The sequence below is a fragment of the Streptomyces sp. NRRL B-1140 genome, from assembly GCF_001280065.1.
Taxonomy (GTDB): domain Bacteria; phylum Actinomycetota; class Actinomycetes; order Streptomycetales; family Streptomycetaceae; genus Streptomyces.
Map to the genome: position 1 here is coordinate 22,235 of NZ_LGEA01000047.1, position 17,747 is coordinate 39,981.

Consider the following 17,747-nt stretch of genomic DNA (forward strand, 5'->3'; position numbering starts at 1 on the left):
TGTGATCCAACCCGTCCGGAAGGATTTCCATGACTGAGAACCACGACGCGATCGTCACCGACTCGAAGTCGGAGGAGACGGGAGGCGGCTGCCCCGTGGCGCATGGCCGCGCCCTGCACCCGACCCAGGGCGGTGGCAACCGCCAGTGGTGGCCCGAGCGGCTCAACCTGAAGATCCTCGCCAAGAACCCCGAGGTCGCCAACCCCCTCGGCGGGGACTTCGACTACGCCGAGGCCTTCAAGAACCTCGACCTCGACGCCGTCAAGCAGGACATCGCCGAGGTGCTGACCAACTCCCAGGACTGGTGGCCCGCCGACTTCGGCAACTACGGCCCGCTGATGATCCGTATGGCCTGGCACAGCGCCGGTACGTACCGCATCAGCGACGGCCGCGGCGGCGCCGGCGCCGGACAGCAGCGCTTCGCCCCGCTCAACAGCTGGCCGGACAACGGCAACCTCGACAAGGCCCGCCGTCTGCTGTGGCCCGTGAAGAAGAAGTACGGCCAGTCCATCTCCTGGGCCGACCTCCTGATCCTCACCGGCAACGTCGCCCTGGAGCAGATGGGCTTCGAGACCTTCGGCTTCGCCGGTGGCCGCGCCGACGTCTGGGAGGCCGAGGAGGACGTCTACTGGGGCCCGGAGACCACCTGGCTCGACGACAAGCGCTACACCGGCGACCGCGAGCTGGAGAACCCGCTCGGCGCCGTCCAGATGGGCCTCATCTACGTCAACCCCGAGGGCCCGAACGGCAACCCGGACCCGATCGCCGCGGCCCGCGACATCCGTGAGACGTTCCGCCGCATGGCGATGAACGACGAGGAGACGGTCGCCCTGATCGCCGGCGGCCACACCTTCGGCAAGACCCACGGCGCCGGTCCCGCCGACAACGTCGGCGCCGACCCCGAGGCCGCCTCCATGGAGGAGCAGGGCCTGGGCTGGCGCAGCACCTACGGCACCGGCAAGGGCGGCGACGCCATCACCTCCGGCCTGGAGGTCACCTGGACCACCACGCCGACCCAGTGGAGCAACGGCTTCTTCAAGAACCTCTTCGAGTTCGAGTACGAGCTCGAGCAGAGCCCCGCCGGCGCCAACCAGTGGGTGGCCAAGGACGCCCCGGAGATCGTCCCGGACGCGCACGACTCCTCCAAGAAGCACCGTCCGAAGATGCTCACCACGGACCTCTCGCTGCGCTTCGACCCGATCTACGAGCCCATCTCCCGCCGCTTCTACGAGAACCCGCAGGAGTTCGCGGACGCCTTCGCCCGCGCGTGGTTCAAGCTGACCCACCGTGACATGGGCCCGAAGTCGCTGTACCTCGGCCCCGAGGTCCCCGAGGAGACCCTGCTGTGGCAGGACCCGCTGCCGGAGGCCCAGGGCGAGACCATCGACGACGGTGACATCGCCACCCTCAAGACCAAGCTCCTCGAGTCGGGCCTGTCGGTCTCGCAGCTGGTGTCCACCGCCTGGGCCTCGGCGTCCACCTTCCGCGGCAGCGACAAGCGCGGCGGTGCCAACGGCGCCCGCATCCGCCTGGAGCCGCAGCGCGGCTGGGAGGTCAACGAGCCCGACGAGCTGGCGCAGGTCCTGCGGGTCCTGGAGGGCATCCAGCAGGAGTTCAACGCCGGTGCCGGCGCCAAGAAGGTCTCCCTGGCCGACCTGATCGTCCTCGGCGGCACCGCCGCCGTCGAGAAGGCCGCCAAGGAAGCCGGCTTCCAGGTGGAGGTCCCCTTCGCCGCCGGCCGTGTGGACGCGACGGAGGAGCACACCGACGCCGAGTCGTTCGAGGCGCTCGAGCCGACCGCCGACGGGTTCCGCAACTATCACGGCAAGGGCAACCGCCTGCCGGCCGAGTTCCTGCTGCTCGACCGCGCCAACCTGCTCACCCTCAGCGCCCCCGAGATGACCGTCCTGGTCGGTGGCCTGCGGGTGCTGGGCGCCAACTACCAGCAGTCCCAGCTCGGCGCCTTCACCAAGACGCCCGGCTCGCTGACCAACGACTTCTTCGTGAACCTGCTCGACCTGGGCGTCGAGTGGAAGTCGACGACCGAGGACCAGACCACGTTCGAGGGCCGCGACGCCGCCACGGGCGAGGTCAAGTGGGCCGGCTCCCGTGCCGACCTGGTCTTCGGCTCGAACTCCGAGCTGCGCGCGCTGGCCGAGGTCTACGCGAGCGACGACGCGAAGGAGAAGTTCGTCAACGACTTCGTCGCGGCGTGGGTCAAGGTCATGAACCTGGACCGGTTCGACCTGGTCTGATCACCCCCGTACGACAGGACGCCCGGGCCGGCAGGCCCGGGCGTCCTGTCGGTTGCCTGAGGGACCGTTGCCTGAGGGACCGTCAAAAGGCGTTCAAGGTAAGAACATCACTTACCCAACTCTCACCATGAAATGGCAAGGACCGCGGCCCGCCGCGCTTTCGGGCATACGTTCTGGCCGTGAACTCACTTGCCACCTCCCACAGAGGCACCGGCCCTGAACCGCACCCCGTCGCCGGTTCACGGCCCTCCACCGGCGGTACCCTCCGCCGGACCCTGCTGCGCACCGCGCTGACCGGGGCCGCGGCCCTGGGCGCGGGTCTCGGGGCCGCGCGCCCGGCCACCGCCGCGCCGGCCGGCTCCGGGCCCGCGGAGCCACGCCCCGGCACCCCTGGCGAAGCCCTGCGGGAACTGACCGCCGGCAACCGCCGCTGGCAGGCCTTCCGGGAACGCCACCCGCACGAGGACCCGGCCATCCGGCGGACGCTGGCCACCGCCCAGCACCCCTTCGCGGTCGTGCTCGGCTGCATCGACTCGCGTGTCCCGCCGGAGCTGGTCTTCGACCAGGGTCTGGGCGACCTGATGACCGTCCGCACCGCCGGCGAGGTCCTCGACGAGGCCGTGCTCGGCAGCGTCGCCTACGGCGTCCTGGAGCTCGGGATACCGCTGGTCGTCGTCCTCGGCCACCAGTCGTGCGGCGCGGTGCGTGCCGCCGTGACGGCGGAGCAGACGGGAGAGCACCTGCCCGCCCACATGCAGTACCTGGTCGACCAGATACGCCCCGCCATAGACCACGGCCAGGAAGGGGACGCCCGGATCGACGCGACCGTGAGCGCCAACGTCCGTCTCGTGCGCTCCCGGCTGGCCGCGGAACCCGATCTCGCCGCCCGGATCGGCACCGGCAAGCTGGCGATCGTCGGCGCCCGATACGAACTCACGACCCAGGCGGTCCGCCGCCTCGCCTGAGGGGAAGGAGCCGGCCCGGCCCGCCGCGCACGACGGCGGGCCGGGCCGTTCCGTCACACTTGGAGCGGATTGAACCGGGCCGCGGCCATCAGGTACCAGGCCGTCGCCCCGGTGTGCCGGTAGGGGTAGTAACCGAATCCGAAGCCCGTGTCCAGCGGACTGCTGGCTGACACGACCCCGCTGCGCTCGGGCAGGGCCTTGCCCCCGACGGTCTGGCCGTCGCCGAGGAGATCCTGCGCCCGCCCGATCGAGGCGAGCAGACGCCGGGCTTCAGCCCCGTCGCCACGGGCCCCGCGGCAGCGCAGGGCGAGCGCCAGATGCGCCGTCCCCTCGAACCACACACCGTTGCGATCGGGTCTGGGTTGGCCGTCGGCGATCGGGGCGTCCTCGTTCGCGACGAGACTCGCCGAACTGAAGGTGACCCCCTCGTACGACTGCCCCGCGGGCACCGTGCTGTTCGTGCGCCCGGAGTGGTCCAGGACGGCCAGCTCGGACACGGCCCAGTCCAGGGAACGGGAGTGGCGGCGGGAGTCCAGCGCGAGGTGCGTCCAGGTCTGCGTGTCCTCCGGAACCGGGGACTTGTTGACCGTCACACCGTCGTTCGTGCCGGTGTAGAAGAAGCCCCCGGACGGCTCCCACATCCGGCGCACGAACGCCTCGGCCCGCCCGCGTCGCTGCAGCCACAACCGGTTGCCGGTCAGCCGGGCGAGCCTGCCGAACAGGCAGACCAGGTCGGTATTGTGCTCGGTCGAGGTGAACGGCAGCTTCTGATTCGCCCCGTCCACCCCGAACTTGTAGCCGCCGAGGGGCTCGTCGGTGCGGCCGGTCCGCTCGATCCACTCGCCGATCCGCACGGCACCGTCGAGGAAGCGTCGCCCCCCGGTGCGGTGGGCGAGGGCGCCGAGCGCGATGCCCGCCCAGGCCATGTCGCCCACGGCCGTTCCGGTGAAGCCGAACTGCGTCCCGACGTTGGCCGTTCCGTCGGCCCGTACGAAGCCGTCGGGCTGGAGCGAGCCGTCGTAGAAGGTGTACGGCCCGACGTTGTAGGCCTGCCGGAGCCTGCCGTCGTCGTACGCCGGGTCGTGGCTCTGGGCGTGCAGCAGGGCGTCGCCGAGCGCCTTGGCCCTGGCCAGTCCGGCCGGGGTGCGGGCCGCGAGGTGGGCCAGGAGCGCGAGGGCGTTGTCGTAGGTGAACGCGGTGCTGAACAGTCCGGCCTGGTCGGTGTAGCTCTGCGTCAGGCGGAGCTCGCCGTGGCCGGGGTAGGCGTCCATGGCGGCGGCGAGAAAGGCGTACCCCCGGACCGATGACGGGCGGGACCCGGTGGAGCCGGCCGCGAAGGCCTGCCCCGGGGCGGCGGCGGTGAGCCCTGCGGCACTGATGCCGAGTCCGGCACCGATGAGTGAACGCCGGCTGAGCGCCGGGCCTTGTCTGCCAGTCATGGATCTCCCTTGAGAGCGCTCTCACCCAGTGGGCGCTTATTGTGCTGGCCCACCTGGGCCGGGTCAACGCCTCGTTGGACAGGGAGAGTTGCAGAGCGGGAAGACCGGGGAGCGGGTCACTCGCAGACGATCTCGTCCCGCGGCGTGTAGTGCGTGCGGTACGACTCCCGCTTCACTTCCCGGCCGTCGTCGTAGAACACCCGCTCCACGGTGACGTCGAACCCTTCGAGCGGCGTCTGCGGCACGCACTCCTTGTCGTGGCTCACCTTCTTCTCCGGCTGCTTCACATGGGTGCGCGGGCCCGTGACGGACTTGACCTCGTCGTACTTGCGGGTGCCGAGGAAGGAGACGGTGACGGAGGTGTCGGTGGACTCGGCCTGGATGTAGACGGCCTTGCCGGAGTCGTTGGTGAACCGCAGATCCAGGCTGCCCCAGGCGACCGTCGCCTCGCGGCCCTCCGGGTAGCGCTCGATGTAGAACGAGTGCGCTCCGTGCTCCACTGGTTTCACCCCGGCGAAGAACAGCGCGTTGTACACGGTCGTCGCCACGGACGAGACCCCGCCGCCTGACGCCTTGGTGAACTTGTCGTCGAGGATGATGATGCCGTCCATGAAGCCGTTGGCCTTGGTGCGCTCACCGACGGTCCGGTTGAAGCTCCAGGTCTCGCCCGGCTCGACGACGGAGCCGTTGATGAGCTCCACGGCCCGGCCTATGTTCTTCGTGCGGTACTCGGCCGGCTCGAAGTGGACGGTGAAGGAGGACATCTTCTCCGTCAGTCCCAGCCGCGCGGCGTTCTCGCGGGTCACCTCCGGCTGGGTCCGGCGTACCTCCACCTCGCCGCTGCGGTCGGCGCCCGATCCGGTGAGCAGCGGCAGTACTGCCTTGCCCAGTGCCTTGTCGTCGACCGACCGGCCCACCGTGGCGTCCTGGACCACCACGGCCCTGTCGCCCTCCGGCCGCAGCTTCGCGTTCCGCGCGGTGGTGGTGATGGCGTCCAGCGGCCCGGCCACGGCGGGCTCGGCACGCAGGCCCTTCGCGTCCAGCTCCGGTACGAGCCTGCCCTCGGCGTCCGGACGCATGGTCAGGTGCTCGCCCAGCGCGTCCGGGCCGACGGTGAACCGCTTGCCCGCCGCCGTGAGCGTGACGGGGCCCGAAACGGCCGGCTCCGCGAAGGTGCGCACCGCCCGCCGCACCTCGTCGGCGGTGACCCTCGGCCGCGTCTCGCGGGTGGGCAGGGGAGTGGCCGTACCGGTGCCGCCCCGCAGGAAGGCGGCACGCAGAGGCCCGAGGGCGGCGTTCACGTCCAGCGCGTACCCCGTGCGCGGCGCGACCGTCGTGACGCGCCCGCTGTCGAAGGCGACCGCGCCGTCCCTGACCTGCTGGTCGAGTCCCTTCGCCAATCGCCCGAGGGCCGTGTGGGCCTTGCCCTCGTCCAGGCGCACGACCGGTTCGATGTCTCCGCCCGAGCGGAAGAACCCACCGAACACGCTGACCGGATCGGCGCCGGTGCGCGCTGCCCGGTCGACGGTCTCCCGGACGTCGTAGGACAAGCCCGCACGCCTCGGATCGACCCTGCCCGTGCGCTCGCCGACCTTGACGGGCAGCTCCCGGGCGCCGGCCGGCCCCAGCTCCCGTTCCAGCTTCGCCACCGCCTCCGGCCGGCTCAGCCCCCCGATGTCCACCCCGCGCACGGTCGTGCCGGAGTCGATATGACCGCCCGTGAGGAGCAGTCCGGCGAGATACAGGCCGCCGACCCCCACGGCCAGCGCGCCGCCGGCCAAGGCGACGGGCGGGAGGGAGGTGACGCGCGGGACGAAGGCTGTGCGGGGGCGCATGGGTCTCCTGAAGAATCGATACGAGGGTGCACCCGAGAACGCGACGATGCGCGGGCAAACACATCAAGCTATCCACACATCAGGGGCAAACCGATATGGCCCAGACCACTTATGTCCGAGATCGTTCCGGAAACTGCGAATACGGCTCGGCGACGGGCACGGGCACAGAGTGGTAACGACGAACAACGAACGGGGCGTTGACACGGTCTAGGCCACCATGAAGATCTCTTTCCTGATCCACAACGCCTACGGAATCGGAGGCACGATCACCACCACGTTCAACCTGGCCGGGGCCCTGGCCGAGCGGCACGACGTGGAGATCGTCTCCGCCTTACGGCACCGGGAACGCCCCAACCTCGTTCTGGACCCACGGGTGCGGCTGCGGGCGCTGGTGGATCTGCGCAAGGAGGCGGACGACCCGCTGCACCAGAGACCGGCGAAGGTGTTCCCGTCCGCCGAGTACCGCCACCACCAGTACAGCGAGCTGACCGACCGGCGCATCGGCGAGTGCCTCGAAGGGCTCGACACCGATGTCGTCATCGGCACCCGCCCGGGTCTGAACGTGCACATCGCCCGCCAGGCCCCGCAGCACGTCCTGCGCGTCGGTCAGGAGCACCTCACGCTCGACAACCACTCGCCGCGACTGCGCACCGCCCTGCGCCGTGCCTACCGCCGGCTCGATGTGATCACCACCGTCACGGAAGCGGACGCCGCCGCCTACCGGCGCAAGATGTGGCTGCCCGGCGTCCACATCGAGGCCCTTCCCAACAGCGTCCCCGATCCGGGTCTGCCTCCCGCGGACAGCACCGCCAAGGTGGTGATCGCCGCGGGCCGTCTGGTGCCGGTCAAGCGCTACGACCTCCTCATCGAGGCGTTCGCCCAGGTCGCCGCGGCGCACCCGGACTGGCAGCTGCGCATCTACGGCAAGGGCGAGGAGCAGGCCGGCCTGCGGCGGCTCATCGAGAGGCTCGGGCTGTGGAACAACGTGTTCCTGATGGGGGCCGCCACCCCCATGGAGGCCGAGTGGGCCAAGGGATCGATCGGCGCGGCCGCGTCCAACTTCGAGCCGTTCGGCATGACCATCGTCGAGGCGATGCGCTGCGGGCTGCCCGTCGTCAGCACCGACTGCCCCTACGGCCCCGGCGAGATCATCGAGGACGGCACCGATGGCCGGCTCGTACCGGTCGGGGACCGTGACGCGCTCGCCGCGGCCCTGCTGGAACTCGTCGGCGACGACGAGCGGCGCCGTCGTATGAGCCGAGCCGCCCTGGACAACGCGCGCCGCTTCGCCCCCGGCCCTGTCGTCGCCCAGGCCGAACGCCTCCTGGAGACCGCCGCCAAGGCCAAGGGCACGGGCCGCACGGCCACTCCGCACGACCAGCGCACCCACAGCCCCCTGGCCGGCCGGGGCCACGCGGCCCGCGACGCCGCCCACGCCGCAGCCGCCGCTGTACTGCGCTCGATACGGAAGGGACACCGATGAGCACCCCCGAAGACCAGCACGGCACCCCGCACGAGGGCACGCCGGAGAGCGCGACGGCGCGTCCGCGGCTGGAGACCGACCCGCGGGCGGGCTGCACGATCGACACCGAGGGCCGCATCACCTTCCGGCTGCCGCCCACCGCCTCCGCCCGCCCCCGGCTGCTGCTGCGGCTGCGGCCCAAGAAGGGCCTGCCCGAGACGACCGTCCACGTCCTCGACCTGGAGACCGACAGCACCGACGGCCACCGGCACGCCGTGCTGGAATCCCGCCCGGTCCTCGACGAGGGCCGCTGGGACGTGTACCTGGTGCCGGAGCCCGGTGCAGAGCGCCGGCGGCTCCGCCCCGGCCTGCGGGACCTGCGCACCCTCGTCGACGGCCACCTGCGCGACCGGCCCTCGCCGGTCGCGGTCCGGATCCCGTACGCCACGAAGGACGGCTTCCTCGCCCTCAGGGCCTGGCGGCGCACCGCCCACGCGGAGACCCGCGGCATCGACCTCACGGACCGGACCATCACGATCGCGGCCCGCCTGCATGGTGCGGAGCTCCACGAGGACGCCACCGTACGCCTGCGCCTGCGGGGCACCGACACCGTGCGCATCCTCACCCCCCGGCTCGACGGTGACGGCAGGGGCTTCTCCTTCACCGCCGGCCCGGGGGACCTGACCGGTGACGGTGCGGGAGCGACCCGGATCTGGGACGTCTTCATCCGGCCCGCCGCCGAGGCACGGCCCGTCAGGGTCGGCCGGCTGCTCGACGACGTGGCGGACCGCAAGCACGTGTACGTCTACCCGCCGGTCGAGGCGGACGGCCGCACTCTTCGCCCTTATTACACCGTCGACAACGACCTCGCGATAGAAGCGACGTAAGAACGATTCACCGAAATGCCCGAAATGAAAATTCCTGGAGTTTCGGATGGTGTTTCCGGTGGTGCGCCGCGACAGCCGTGTGTGGATTTTGTGCAAAGCGGCGGCAAAAGGGGGCAGGGGCTCGTTGTCAACAGCCTCAAAACGGAAGGGGACTTGCGGCTATAACCAAACTCAAGTACCTAGATGAATCATGAACCTGTTCAGCCGCGTCGTGCCGTCCCGCCGGCAGGCACCGCTTCCCCCACAGCGCCCCACCGGCGCACCGGCATCCTCCACTGCCGTGCTGCCGGACCCTCACCTGGCGAATCTGTCCGGTGAATGGGTCGTCGACCCCGCCCACAGCAGGATCGGCTTCTCCGTCCGGCACGCGATGGTGACCACCGTGCGCGGTTGTTTCCTCGAGTACGAAAGTCGCCTGTACTTCGACGCGCACGACCCCGCACGGTCACGGGCCGACATCACTCTGTTCACCTCCAGTGTCGATACCGGTGTGGAGCAGCGGGACGCGCATCTGGTCGGCCGTGACTTCCTCGACGCCGCGACCTATCCGCGTATGCGCTTCACCAGCACGGCGGTGGAGCAGACGGGCGCCGACCTGTTCAGCATGTCGGGCGAGCTGACCATCAAAGGCGTTTCCCGCCCGGTGGTGCTCGACATGACGTACATCGGAAATGTCACCGACCCCTTCGGCTACGACCGGGTCGGCTTCGACGGCACCACCACGATCAACCGCTCGGACTGGGGCCTGACCTACAACAGCAGGCTGGCCGAGGGCGGTGCGATGGTGAGCGAGAAGGTGCGCCTGCAGCTCGACATCGCTGCCATCCGTACGCCACCGTCGGGCGGCTGACCGCCTCGAGGAGTTTCAGGGCCCCGCGTCGGCCCCGGCCACGACCTGGAACGTGGCCGGGCCGAGTGTCAGCACCCCGTCGCTCAGCGGCGTGCATCGCACGCCGCCACGGCCCCGCAGGGCGCGCTGCGCGCCCGGGCCGATGGTGACGTCCATCCAGGCGCAGGGCCGCGCGGGCCGCTTCACAGCGAACAGGACCGGCCCGGTGCCGGAGTCGAGTGAGATCGTCGCACCGACGCAGGAGTCGATGTCGACGCCGCTGAGCAGGATGTTCCGCCGGGTGTGCCGCAGATCGGCACCGGCCGGGAGGCTCTCGGAGGCCATCATGGTCACCGCCGCGTTCCGGTGCGCGGGCCGGGCGTAGTAGCGGTCGCCGACCAGCCCCAGCTCACGCCGTACCTCCACCCGGGTGACGCGTTCGTCGGCCGGGCCGGGGGAGGGCCCGTCAGCCGGACGCCCGGCCAGCCGGTGGGCGGACGAGACCAGCAGCTGCAGCACCTCGACCTGGGTCATGGCTCCCAGCCTAGGTGCTCGAGGCCGGCTGGTCGGCGGTCACTCCTCCGGCCGCCGCCCGAGCCCGCCGTCCTCCACGGGTGCCCGGCCGTCCGCCGTCTCGCCCGCGGTGAGGTGCTCCAGTACCTCGACCAGCTCCTGGCAGGCGCGCTCGACGGAACGCCGGGTGTAGATCTGCTCGGTGATCACCGCCGACAGGATCAGGGCTGTGAGAGCCATCGCCCCGTTGAAGGCCTGCAGTTTCATCATCACCTCGACCCGGCTGAGCCGTTCGAACGGGCCCACCCGGTCGGTCGCCGCCACCGTGGTCATGACCGAGGCGAAGAGGGCGCACAGCAGGCTGCCCGCCAGCTGGAACCGCAGGGCGGCCCAGATCAGCAGGGGATAGACGAGAAACAGCAGACTGATCGAGCTGTGGGCGGCCACCGGCACGAGACAACACGCGATGACGGCCAGCCCCACGGCCTCCTTCCAGCGCGACAGGGGCAGGGGGAAGCGCACGCGGGACAACAGGAGCAGCACCGGCGTGACGATGAGGACGCCCATCGCGTCACCGACCCACCAGGCCAGCCACACCGCCCAGAAGCCGGGCCACTCGATCCGGCCGGTGGCGATCAGGATGCCGGCGCCGGTGGTCGAGCTGATCAGCATGGCGGCGAAGGCACCCAGGAAGACCAGGGCGAGGCCGTCCCGCAGCCGAGCGAGATCGGTGCGGAAACCGGCCCGCCTCAGCAGCAGGTACCCGGCCACGGGGGCGGCCGTGTTGCCCGCCAGGACGCAGAGAGCCGAGGGGGTCAGGGAGGTGAGGGACAGGATGACGAGGAAGGCGCCCAGGGCGATCCCGGGCCAGCATCGCAGTCCGAGGATCAGCAGGCAGGCGACCGCGACACCGGTGGGAGGCCAGATGGGCGTGACGACCGCGCCCTCGACGACCAGTTCCCGCAGCAGTCCCAACTGCGCGGACACGTAGTAGCAGGCGGCGACGGCCAGCGTCCGCAGAGCGACGACGGCCGGCGTACGCAGATCCTGGCTACCCACCACAGCAGCCATGAGACACCGGGGCCGACGCCTCGGCGAGGCGGGGCGGGCGTCGTGCCGCCCTATGGCTGAGCGTCCGGCCCGTCGAGACCGACCACCAGGACGGCGGCGTCGTCGTCGTGTCCCACACGCTCGGCGCCCTTGATCACCGCGGCCGCGAGCGCGTCCACGTCCATGCCCGCCACGGCCGCGATGCCCGCGAGTCGCGTCACCTGGTCGAGGCCTTCGTCCAGCCGCATGGACGGCCCCTCCACGACGCCGTCCGTGAGCAGGACGAACACGCCGCCCGTGGTGAGCCGGTACCGGGTCACCGGGTAGCGCGTCCCGGCCTGCACCCCGAGGGGCGGCCCGCCCTCGTCCTCGGTGAGGCCGGACTTGCCGTCCGCCGTGGCCCACACGCAGGGCAGATGTCCGGCCCGGGCGCTCTCCAGCACCCCGGCACACGGGTCGAGCCGCATGAACGTGCAGGTGGCGAAGAGGTCGGAGCCCAGGGACAGCAGCAGATCATTGGTCCGGGCCAGCACCTCCCCCGGATCGCCGGTGACCGAGGCCAGTGCCCGCAGCCCGGCCCGCACCTGCCCCATGAATGCCGCGGCCTCGATGTTGTGGCCCTGTACGTCCCCGATGGACAGACCGATCCGGCCGTCGCCCAGGGTGAAGGCGTCGTACCAGTCGCCGCCCACGTTGAGCCCCCGGTATGCGGGCGCGTACCGCACGGCCAGGTGCAGCCGGCGGGCCAGGGGCAGGTCCCGCGGCAGCATGCCGCGCTGCAAGGCGATCGCCAGCTCGACGCGGGACCTCTGCATCTCCGCCTGCGCACGCGCCTGGGCCGTCAGGGCCCCGAGCCTGGTCAGCAGCTCGTCGCCGTCGTCCGTCGTGCCGGTGCGGGACATGGTTCACTCCGGCGAGGATGGCCACGGTAGGTGATGACCCGCTAAGGCAAATCACCCGAATTACGTCCATAGGATGATACTCAGGCGAACGCCTCCACGACGACTTCACGGGGGCAGGCGCACCCCCGCGTACCCTGCATCGCACCGACGTCCCCGGCGTCAAGGCCGCGAGCAGTCCGGCCGGCAGCCGGCGCACGTCGGGCAGCCGGTCAGCAGCGCGGAGACGGCGCAGGGCGGCCCCTCGTGCCTAACGGTTGCAGGAAAGCTCCCTGCCCGGGGACCCGCCGTCCGTGTACTCCCGCGCCTGCGCCACGGCCCGCCGCAACAGCCCGGACAGCCGCTGCTCGGCGTCCGGGGCGGCGCACAGCACCCGGAGCGCGTGTTCCAGATGCCGCCGCCCCGGCCCGCGCCACCACAGCAGATCCGCGGTCCGGGCCGCCGCACCTGCCGCCGACGCGTGGGCGGTCGCCTCCGCCCTCCGGCGGCACGCGCGGCCGTACCGCGCCAGAGGCCGCGACGAGGGGCGCACCAGGTGCGCCGCGTCCACGACCGTGCCGACCAGCAGCGGTGCGTAGTCGCGGCCCGGGGGGTGGGCGTCCGCGAGGTCGGCGGCCAGCGGCCACAAGGCCTGCCGGGCGCCGTCACCGACGCTGTCGTTGACCACCCGGGCCAGCGCCGCGAGCGCCGGATGCGTTCCTGACGGGCTGTCGGTGAAACGGCCGGAGGCCAGCAGCGCCGCGGCCTCCATCAGACAGGCACCGTCGTCCGGGTGCAGATGGGCGAAACGCCCGGGCAGCGGAAGGCCGTCCGGGGCCCCGGCGGGGGACTCCACGGACCACCGACGGCCGGGAAGAGCGGTCATGGACGGCCTCCGACTGTGGTCACAGACCGGTGACGGCGTGCAGGAGCAGGTAGAGCGCCGCTGCCGGGATCCCCGCGCCGGGAAAGGTGAGGATCCAGGCGGTACCGATCGAACGGGCCACCTGCCAGCGTACGGCCGAGAAGCGCCGGGTGGCACCGGCACCGAGGATGGCGGCGGTGATCGTCTGGGTGGTGGAGATCGGCGCCTTCACCAGGAAAGCGGTCGTGTAGAGGACGGCTGCGGCAGCGGTCTCGGCGGCGAACCCGCGGGGCGGATCGAGGTGCACGATGCGCCGCCCGAGGGTGGTGATGATGCGCCGCCCTCCGGTGTACGTGCCGGCCGCCATGGCGAGCGCCACGGCGGCGATCACCCACACCGGCACCGAGAAGTCGTCCTGCCAGCCGGCCGTGACCAGTGCGAGCACGATGACCCCCATGGTCTTCTGCGCGTCCTGCAACCCGTGTCCGAGACCCATGGCGGCGGCGGAGACGGTCTGCGCGGCACGGAAGCGCCGCATGGTGCGCCGGGGGGCCGAACGCCGGAACACCCACAGGATGCCCGTGTGCAGGAGGTACCCCAGCACCACGCCGACCAGCGGGGACAGCAGCATCGGCAGGACGACCTTGTCCAGGATGCCCGACCAGTGCACCGTGGCCGACGCGGCGAGCGCGGCACCGACCAGCCCGCCGATCAGGGCGTGCGAGGACGAGGTGGGCAGTCCGCGCCACCAGGTGAAGACGTTCCACCCGATGGCGCCCAGAAGCGCGCACAGGACGAGCAGCAGCCCGGACGTCGCCTCGGGCGCCCCGATGATGCCGCTGCCGACGGTCTGTGCGACACCCGTGCCCAGGAAGGCGCCGCAGAAGTTCATCACCGCGGCCATGGCGAGCGCCACGCGGGGCGTCAGCGCCCGGGTGGAGATCGAGGTGGCGATCGCGTTCGCGGCGTCGTGGAAGCCGTTGGTGAAGTCGAAGGTCAGACCCACGATGATGATCAGCACCACGAGGGTGAGCTCCATACGCGATCACCTCCCGACGTCGGCCGCACGGTTCCATCGTGCGCTTCGGGGGCGGAGCGGGCCGTGCGACTACGCCACGTGAGGCGGCCGTGGGGACGGAACCCGGAGGACATCGATGCCCGGCTTTACGGTGTGTTGATGCGATCTGTACCTACATGGGCGCTGGTGACGTCGGGGTGTGCTCCGGTCTTCCTCATCATGGGCTGGCTGACGGCGGCGTCTCTGCAAGGTCCCCCCTACGACCCGGCCGCCCAGACGATCAGCGTCCTGGCGGCTCCCGGGAACTCGGGGTCCTGGGTGATGACGGCGGCGTTCGTCGCCCTCGGGTTCTGCCATCTGCTGACGGCCTGGGGTCTGCGCCCGGCCGCGGCGGCGGGGCGGGTCGCGTTGGCGGCCGGAGGCGTGTCGGCGCTGGCCGTGGCCGTGTTCCCGGCGCCGAGCAGCGGCGGTTCACTGGGTCACGGTTCGGTCGCCGCCGTGGGCTTCGCGGTCCTGGCGGCATGGCCCGTGCTGGCCGCCCGGGCGGGAACCGCCGTGCCGTGGGCCCTGCGCCCCTTTCCCTCCCTGGGGGCGACCGCCGTCATGGCGGTCGGCGCGGCCTGGTTCCTGATCGAGCTGCACCTCCATGGCGTGGCCGGCGTGGCCGAGCGTGCCGTGACGACCCTTCAGTCGGTCTGGCCCTTCGTAGTCGTCGTCTCCTGCCTGCGCGGACCCCTGCGCCACAGATGTCCGAGCTGACCGGGCGCTCCGGATGTGTTGACAGGTACGGACCAAAGCGCAACTCTGAGAGCGCTCTCAGAAACGGTTGACCGTCGAACGGAGGCAGAGCGTGTTGCGAACTCTCAGGCGCCGGGCCACGGCTGCGGGGCTGTCCCTGGCCACGGTCCTCGCCGGCTCCCTGCTGGTGACCGGAACGGGTGCGCCGGCCCATGCCGCCGTCCCGGCGACGATCCCCCTCAAGATCACCAACAACTCGGCCCGCGGCGAACAGCTCTACATCTACAACCTCGGCACGGAACTCTCGACCGGACGCCAGGGCTGGGCCGACGCCGGCGGCGCCTTCCACCCCTGGCCGGCCGGCGGCAACCCGCCCACTCCCGCCCCCGACGCCTCGATCCCGGGACCGGCGGCAGGGCAGTCGGCCACGATCCGCATGCCCAGGTTCTCCGGCCGCGTGTACTTCTCCTACGGCCGGAAACTGGTCTTCAAGCTCACCACCGGAGGCCTGGTCCAGCCCGCCGTGCAGAATCCGGCCGACCCCAACCGGAACATTCTGTTCAACTGGTCGGAGTACACGCTCAACGACTCGGGGCTGTGGATCAACAGCACCCAGGTCGACATGTTCTCCGCCCCCTACGCGGTGGGCGTGCAGCGAGCCGACGGCAGCACCGCGAGCACCGGGCGGCTCAAGGCCGGTGGCTACAACGGCTTCTTCAACGCCCTCAGGGGGCAGCCAGGGGGCTGGGCCGACCTGATCCAGACCCGCCCGGACGGCACCGTACTGCGCGCTCTGTCACCGCTGTACGGCCTGGAGACCGGCGCGCTGCCGGCCACCGTCATGGACGACTACATCAACCGCGTCTGGCGGAAGTACTCCACCTCGACCCTGACGGTCACCCCGTTCGCCGACCGGCCCGGCACCACGTACTACGGCCGGGTCTCCGGCGGAGTCATGAACTTCACCGACAGCGCCGGCGGGGTCGTCACCAGCTTCCAGAAGCCGGACGCCTCCTCCGTCTTCGGATGTCACGGACGGCTCGACGCCCCGAACGACCAGGTGCGCGGCCCGATCTCACGCACACTGTGTGCCGGGTTCAACCGCTCCACCCTGCTGGTCAATCCCCACCAGCCCGATGCCGGCGCCACCGACTTCTACAAGGACGGCGTCACCAACCACTACGCGCGCAAGATCCACGCCCAGATGGCGGACGGAAAGGCCTATGCCTTCGCCTTCGACGACGTCGGCCACCACGAATCGCTCGTCCATGACGGAAACCCCCGTCAGGCCTATCTCACGCTCGAACCCCTCGACTGACCTGACCGCGGGTGATGCTGGTGCCGCGAAGGGAACGCGGCACCAGCGGTTGCTCAGGGGGAACCCGCCGTGGGCTCCCCCCCCCACTCGGTCACCCGCGGGGGCGTCACCGGCTCGCGGCGGCCGTCACGGTCGCGGGGTCCACCCCGGTCAACTCGACGATGCGGTGCGGTGCCACACCGGCTGCGAGTGCCTTTCCGATCAGGCCGTCCCGCCCGTCGGCGCAGTCACGGTAGTCGAGCAGCTCCTGCTCGACCCTGGCCAACGGCTCCGGGACCATCCGGTGGCGCAGGAGGGTCAGCTCCTCCTCGCTCAGCGGGACGGGCAGCCGTTCCGCTCCTTCGGGCACGGCCGCCCTCTCCTCCGGCGGCAGCAGGCGCAGGTGGGGCGAGGTGGGCGTGGTTCCCTGGGCATCGAGCCAGGCGCGGACGGCGGGCGTTTCCATGCACGCGAGTTCACCGACGGCGGCCGGCGATACACCGAGCTGCGCGGACGCGTCGTCAAGCAGGAACAAGTAGGCGTCGTCGGTCATCCTCGGCTCCTTTTCCACACGGTGTTGAACGACATCCCATTACCCCGCCGCGCCCGGATTACCGCCGGCTGGCCAGGCACTCGATCGAGTGAGGCGGCACTGCTCCGGTCCCGGTGAGGCGGAGGTCCATGGACGGGGCGAGGGCCACCGCTCCCTGCTCGCCACCGTCCGGGCCTGCTGCCGTGGCATGCCCTCCCGCGCAGTCGGCCGGCGCCCGAGGTGGTCCGGCAGCGGGTCGGGGGACGGCGCGCGGTCGGCCGGCCGCCGGCCGGCCCGCGTCAGATCCCGGCTCCGGCGGCCTCCCGGCCCGCCTCCCCGCCTGCCACGGTGGCGTCCCAGGGGCGCGGACCGGTGCCGTCCGTCCAGGCCTCCAGCGCGTCCCGGTTCACACACACGATCCCGCACTGCTCGGCGTACTCCATCGCCGGCGCCGTGAAGTCGCTCGTGCAGACCAGTACGGCGAGGTCGGCCTCGTGCACGGTGAAGCAGGTACCGCCGAAGCGCTGCAGGTCCTGCGACCCGACTCGATGCGACTCGCCGTACTGCTTGCACTGGATGACGAGGCGGCGCCCGTCGGGCGTGACGGCCAGGACGTCGGCGCCCAAGTCACCGGCGCCTCCGACGACTTCGGCCTCGGCGCAGCCGTCGCGTTCGCACAGTCCGGCGATCGCCTCCTCGAACCCTTCCGGCGTCAGGGCGTCGTAGTCGACGGCCAGGGTGTCGGCTTCGGCGTCGGCGGGAGCGGGGGCGGGCGCCCGCGGTGCGGGGACGGCCGGAGCTTCCATCACCTCGGCCGCTTCCCTGGCCGCCTCGTCGAGCGCTGCCGCGGCCCGGCGTGCCACGCCGGCCAGGCGCCAGCGGCGCCGCAGGCCGAGGCAGCACGCGACAGCTATCGCGAGCAGCACGAACATCCAGGCGGGACGCCGCTCGACGGCGCTGGCCGCCACCCGGACGGCGAGTCCGAGGACGCTCACGAGCACTGCGAGGAATACGAAGAACAGGGCCGTCGACCGAAGATCGAACCCATAGCGGCGCCGTTTCACAAACGGCGTACGGCGCACAGGTGTTGTCATGACATCCCCCTCATCAGAGCCCCCCTCATGGGACCGACAGCAAGATCACCTCCACCGTCTTCCCAAGATCACCACCTTCATGAGGGCATG

Annotated in this window: 16 protein-coding genes; 7 read left to right on the forward strand and 9 right to left on the reverse strand. The window is 71.2% G+C overall.

From position 1 onward, the window contains the following. Positions 1–29: 29 nt before the first annotated feature. Positions 30–2,255 carry a catalase/peroxidase HPI gene (gene katG, locus ADK65_RS06925; RefSeq protein WP_053668912.1) on the forward strand — a complete coding sequence of 742 codons (2,226 nt, stop codon included), beginning with the start codon at positions 30–32 and terminating at the stop codon, positions 2,253–2,255. Between the two features lie 179 nt (positions 2,256–2,434). Continuing rightward, complete coding sequence (locus ADK65_RS06930; protein ID WP_053668913.1) at positions 2,435–3,220, forward strand: carbonic anhydrase; 786 nt, start codon at positions 2,435–2,437, stop codon at positions 3,218–3,220. A gap of 53 nt (positions 3,221–3,273) precedes the next feature. Here the strand turns inward: ADK65_RS06930 and ADK65_RS06935 are convergent, their stop codons facing one another. Both ADK65_RS06935 and ADK65_RS06940 read right to left on the reverse strand, forming a co-directional pair. Continuing rightward, entirely contained in the window at positions 3,274–4,659 is a 1,386-nt protein-coding gene (locus ADK65_RS06935; protein ID WP_053668914.1) for a hypothetical protein, read from the reverse strand. Positions 4,660–4,775: 116 nt separating this feature from the next. Further along, a complete protein-coding gene (locus ADK65_RS06940) occupies positions 4,776–6,494 on the reverse strand; it encodes a VanW family protein (protein WP_053668915.1) in 1,719 nt (572 codons plus the stop codon). A gap of 217 nt (positions 6,495–6,711) precedes the next feature. Here ADK65_RS06940 and ADK65_RS06945 point away from each other — a divergent pair, with 217 nt between their 5' ends. The 3 genes from ADK65_RS06945 to ADK65_RS06955 all read left to right on the forward strand — a co-directional run bounded on the left by ADK65_RS06945 (position 6,712) and on the right by ADK65_RS06955 (position 9,693). Further along, positions 6,712–7,977 carry a glycosyltransferase family 4 protein gene (locus ADK65_RS06945; protein ID WP_053668916.1) on the forward strand — a complete coding sequence of 422 codons (1,266 nt, stop codon included), beginning with the start codon at positions 6,712–6,714 and terminating at the stop codon, positions 7,975–7,977. Next, positions 7,974–8,843 carry a transferase gene (locus tag ADK65_RS06950; RefSeq protein ID WP_234352810.1) on the forward strand — a complete coding sequence of 290 codons (870 nt, stop codon included), beginning with the start codon at positions 7,974–7,976 and terminating at the stop codon, positions 8,841–8,843. The genes ADK65_RS06945 and ADK65_RS06950 overlap by 4 nt, the downstream gene beginning before the upstream one ends. Positions 8,844–9,033: 190 nt before the next feature. Then, positions 9,034–9,693, forward strand: a complete 660-nt coding sequence (locus ADK65_RS06955) for a YceI family protein (RefSeq protein WP_053668917.1) — start codon at positions 9,034–9,036, stop codon at positions 9,691–9,693. A 15-nt stretch (positions 9,694–9,708) separates the two neighbouring features. Here the strand turns inward: ADK65_RS06955 and ADK65_RS06960 are convergent, their stop codons facing one another. The 5 genes from ADK65_RS06960 to ADK65_RS06980 all read right to left on the reverse strand — a co-directional run bounded on the left by ADK65_RS06960 (position 9,709) and on the right by ADK65_RS06980 (position 14,017). Next, a complete protein-coding gene (locus tag ADK65_RS06960) occupies positions 9,709–10,206 on the reverse strand; it encodes a molybdenum cofactor biosysynthesis protein (RefSeq protein ID WP_053668918.1) in 498 nt (165 codons plus the stop codon). 39 nt (positions 10,207–10,245) lie between these two features. Beyond that, on the reverse strand, positions 10,246–11,256 hold the full coding sequence (locus ADK65_RS06965) for an MASE1 domain-containing protein (protein WP_199825578.1): 1,011 nt from the start codon (positions 11,254–11,256) through the stop codon (positions 10,246–10,248). Positions 11,257–11,306: 50 nt separating this feature from the next. Further along, the gene (locus ADK65_RS06970) at positions 11,307–12,137 is read right to left on the reverse strand and encodes a PP2C family protein-serine/threonine phosphatase (protein WP_053668920.1); all 831 of its coding nucleotides are present in this window, start codon (positions 12,135–12,137) and stop codon (positions 11,307–11,309) included. A gap of 247 nt (positions 12,138–12,384) precedes the next feature. Further along, positions 12,385–12,999: a hypothetical protein gene (locus ADK65_RS06975; RefSeq protein WP_053668921.1), complete on the reverse strand. Its 615-nt coding sequence runs from the start codon at positions 12,997–12,999 to the stop codon at positions 12,385–12,387. A gap of 19 nt (positions 13,000–13,018) precedes the next feature. Beyond that, positions 13,019–14,017, reverse strand: coding sequence for an inorganic phosphate transporter (locus ADK65_RS06980; RefSeq protein WP_053668922.1), 999 nt, complete (start codon positions 14,015–14,017; stop codon positions 13,019–13,021). Positions 14,018–14,155: 138 nt separating this feature from the next. Between ADK65_RS06980 and ADK65_RS06985 the strand changes: the two genes are divergently transcribed. Then, positions 14,156–14,755, forward strand: coding sequence for a DUF998 domain-containing protein (locus ADK65_RS06985; RefSeq protein WP_053668923.1), 600 nt, complete (start codon positions 14,156–14,158; stop codon positions 14,753–14,755). Positions 14,756–14,846: 91 nt separating this feature from the next. After that, positions 14,847–16,052 (forward strand): glycoside hydrolase family 64 protein, encoded by a 1,206-nt coding sequence (locus ADK65_RS06990; protein WP_053668924.1) that lies wholly within the window; start codon positions 14,847–14,849, stop codon positions 16,050–16,052. 106 nt (positions 16,053–16,158) lie between these two features. On the opposite strand, the gene ADK65_RS06995 is transcribed toward ADK65_RS06990, so the two are convergent. Then, positions 16,159–16,584 (reverse strand): DUF6003 family protein, encoded by a 426-nt coding sequence (locus tag ADK65_RS06995; RefSeq protein ID WP_053668925.1) that lies wholly within the window; start codon positions 16,582–16,584, stop codon positions 16,159–16,161. Positions 16,585–16,862: 278 nt separating this feature from the next. Beyond that, a complete protein-coding gene (locus ADK65_RS07000) occupies positions 16,863–17,657 on the reverse strand; it encodes a restriction endonuclease (RefSeq protein WP_053668926.1) in 795 nt (264 codons plus the stop codon). Between the last annotated feature and the right edge of the window lie 90 nt (positions 17,658–17,747).

Bases quoted from the DNA above. Each gene is read 5' to 3' on its own strand.
- katG (WP_053668912.1), top strand. From the start codon at position 30: ATGACTGAGAACCACGACGCGATCGTCACCGACTCGAAGTCGGAGGAG.
- ADK65_RS06935 (WP_053668914.1), bottom strand. From the start codon at position 4,659: ATGACTGGCAGACAAGGCCCGGCGCTCAGCCGGCGTTCACTCATCGGT.
- ADK65_RS06940 (WP_053668915.1), bottom strand. From the start codon at position 6,494: ATGCGCCCCCGCACAGCCTTCGTCCCGCGCGTCACCTCCCTCCCGCCC.
- ADK65_RS06945 (WP_053668916.1), top strand. From the start codon at position 6,712: ATGAAGATCTCTTTCCTGATCCACAACGCCTACGGAATCGGAGGCACG.
- ADK65_RS06950 (WP_234352810.1), top strand. From the start codon at position 7,974: ATGAGCACCCCCGAAGACCAGCACGGCACCCCGCACGAGGGCACGCCG.
- ADK65_RS06955 (WP_053668917.1), top strand. From the start codon at position 9,034: ATGAACCTGTTCAGCCGCGTCGTGCCGTCCCGCCGGCAGGCACCGCTT.
- ADK65_RS06960 (WP_053668918.1), bottom strand. From the start codon at position 10,206: ATGACCCAGGTCGAGGTGCTGCAGCTGCTGGTCTCGTCCGCCCACCGG.
- ADK65_RS06965 (WP_199825578.1), bottom strand. From the start codon at position 11,256: ATGGCTGCTGTGGTGGGTAGCCAGGATCTGCGTACGCCGGCCGTCGTC.
- ADK65_RS06970 (WP_053668920.1), bottom strand. From the start codon at position 12,137: ATGTCCCGCACCGGCACGACGGACGACGGCGACGAGCTGCTGACCAGG.
- ADK65_RS06975 (WP_053668921.1), bottom strand. From the start codon at position 12,999: ATGACCGCTCTTCCCGGCCGTCGGTGGTCCGTGGAGTCCCCCGCCGGG.
- ADK65_RS06980 (WP_053668922.1), bottom strand. From the start codon at position 14,017: ATGGAGCTCACCCTCGTGGTGCTGATCATCATCGTGGGTCTGACCTTC.
- ADK65_RS06985 (WP_053668923.1), top strand. From the start codon at position 14,156: ATGCGATCTGTACCTACATGGGCGCTGGTGACGTCGGGGTGTGCTCCG.
- ADK65_RS06995 (WP_053668925.1), bottom strand. From the start codon at position 16,584: ATGACCGACGACGCCTACTTGTTCCTGCTTGACGACGCGTCCGCGCAG.
- ADK65_RS07000 (WP_053668926.1), bottom strand. From the start codon at position 17,657: ATGACAACACCTGTGCGCCGTACGCCGTTTGTGAAACGGCGCCGCTAT.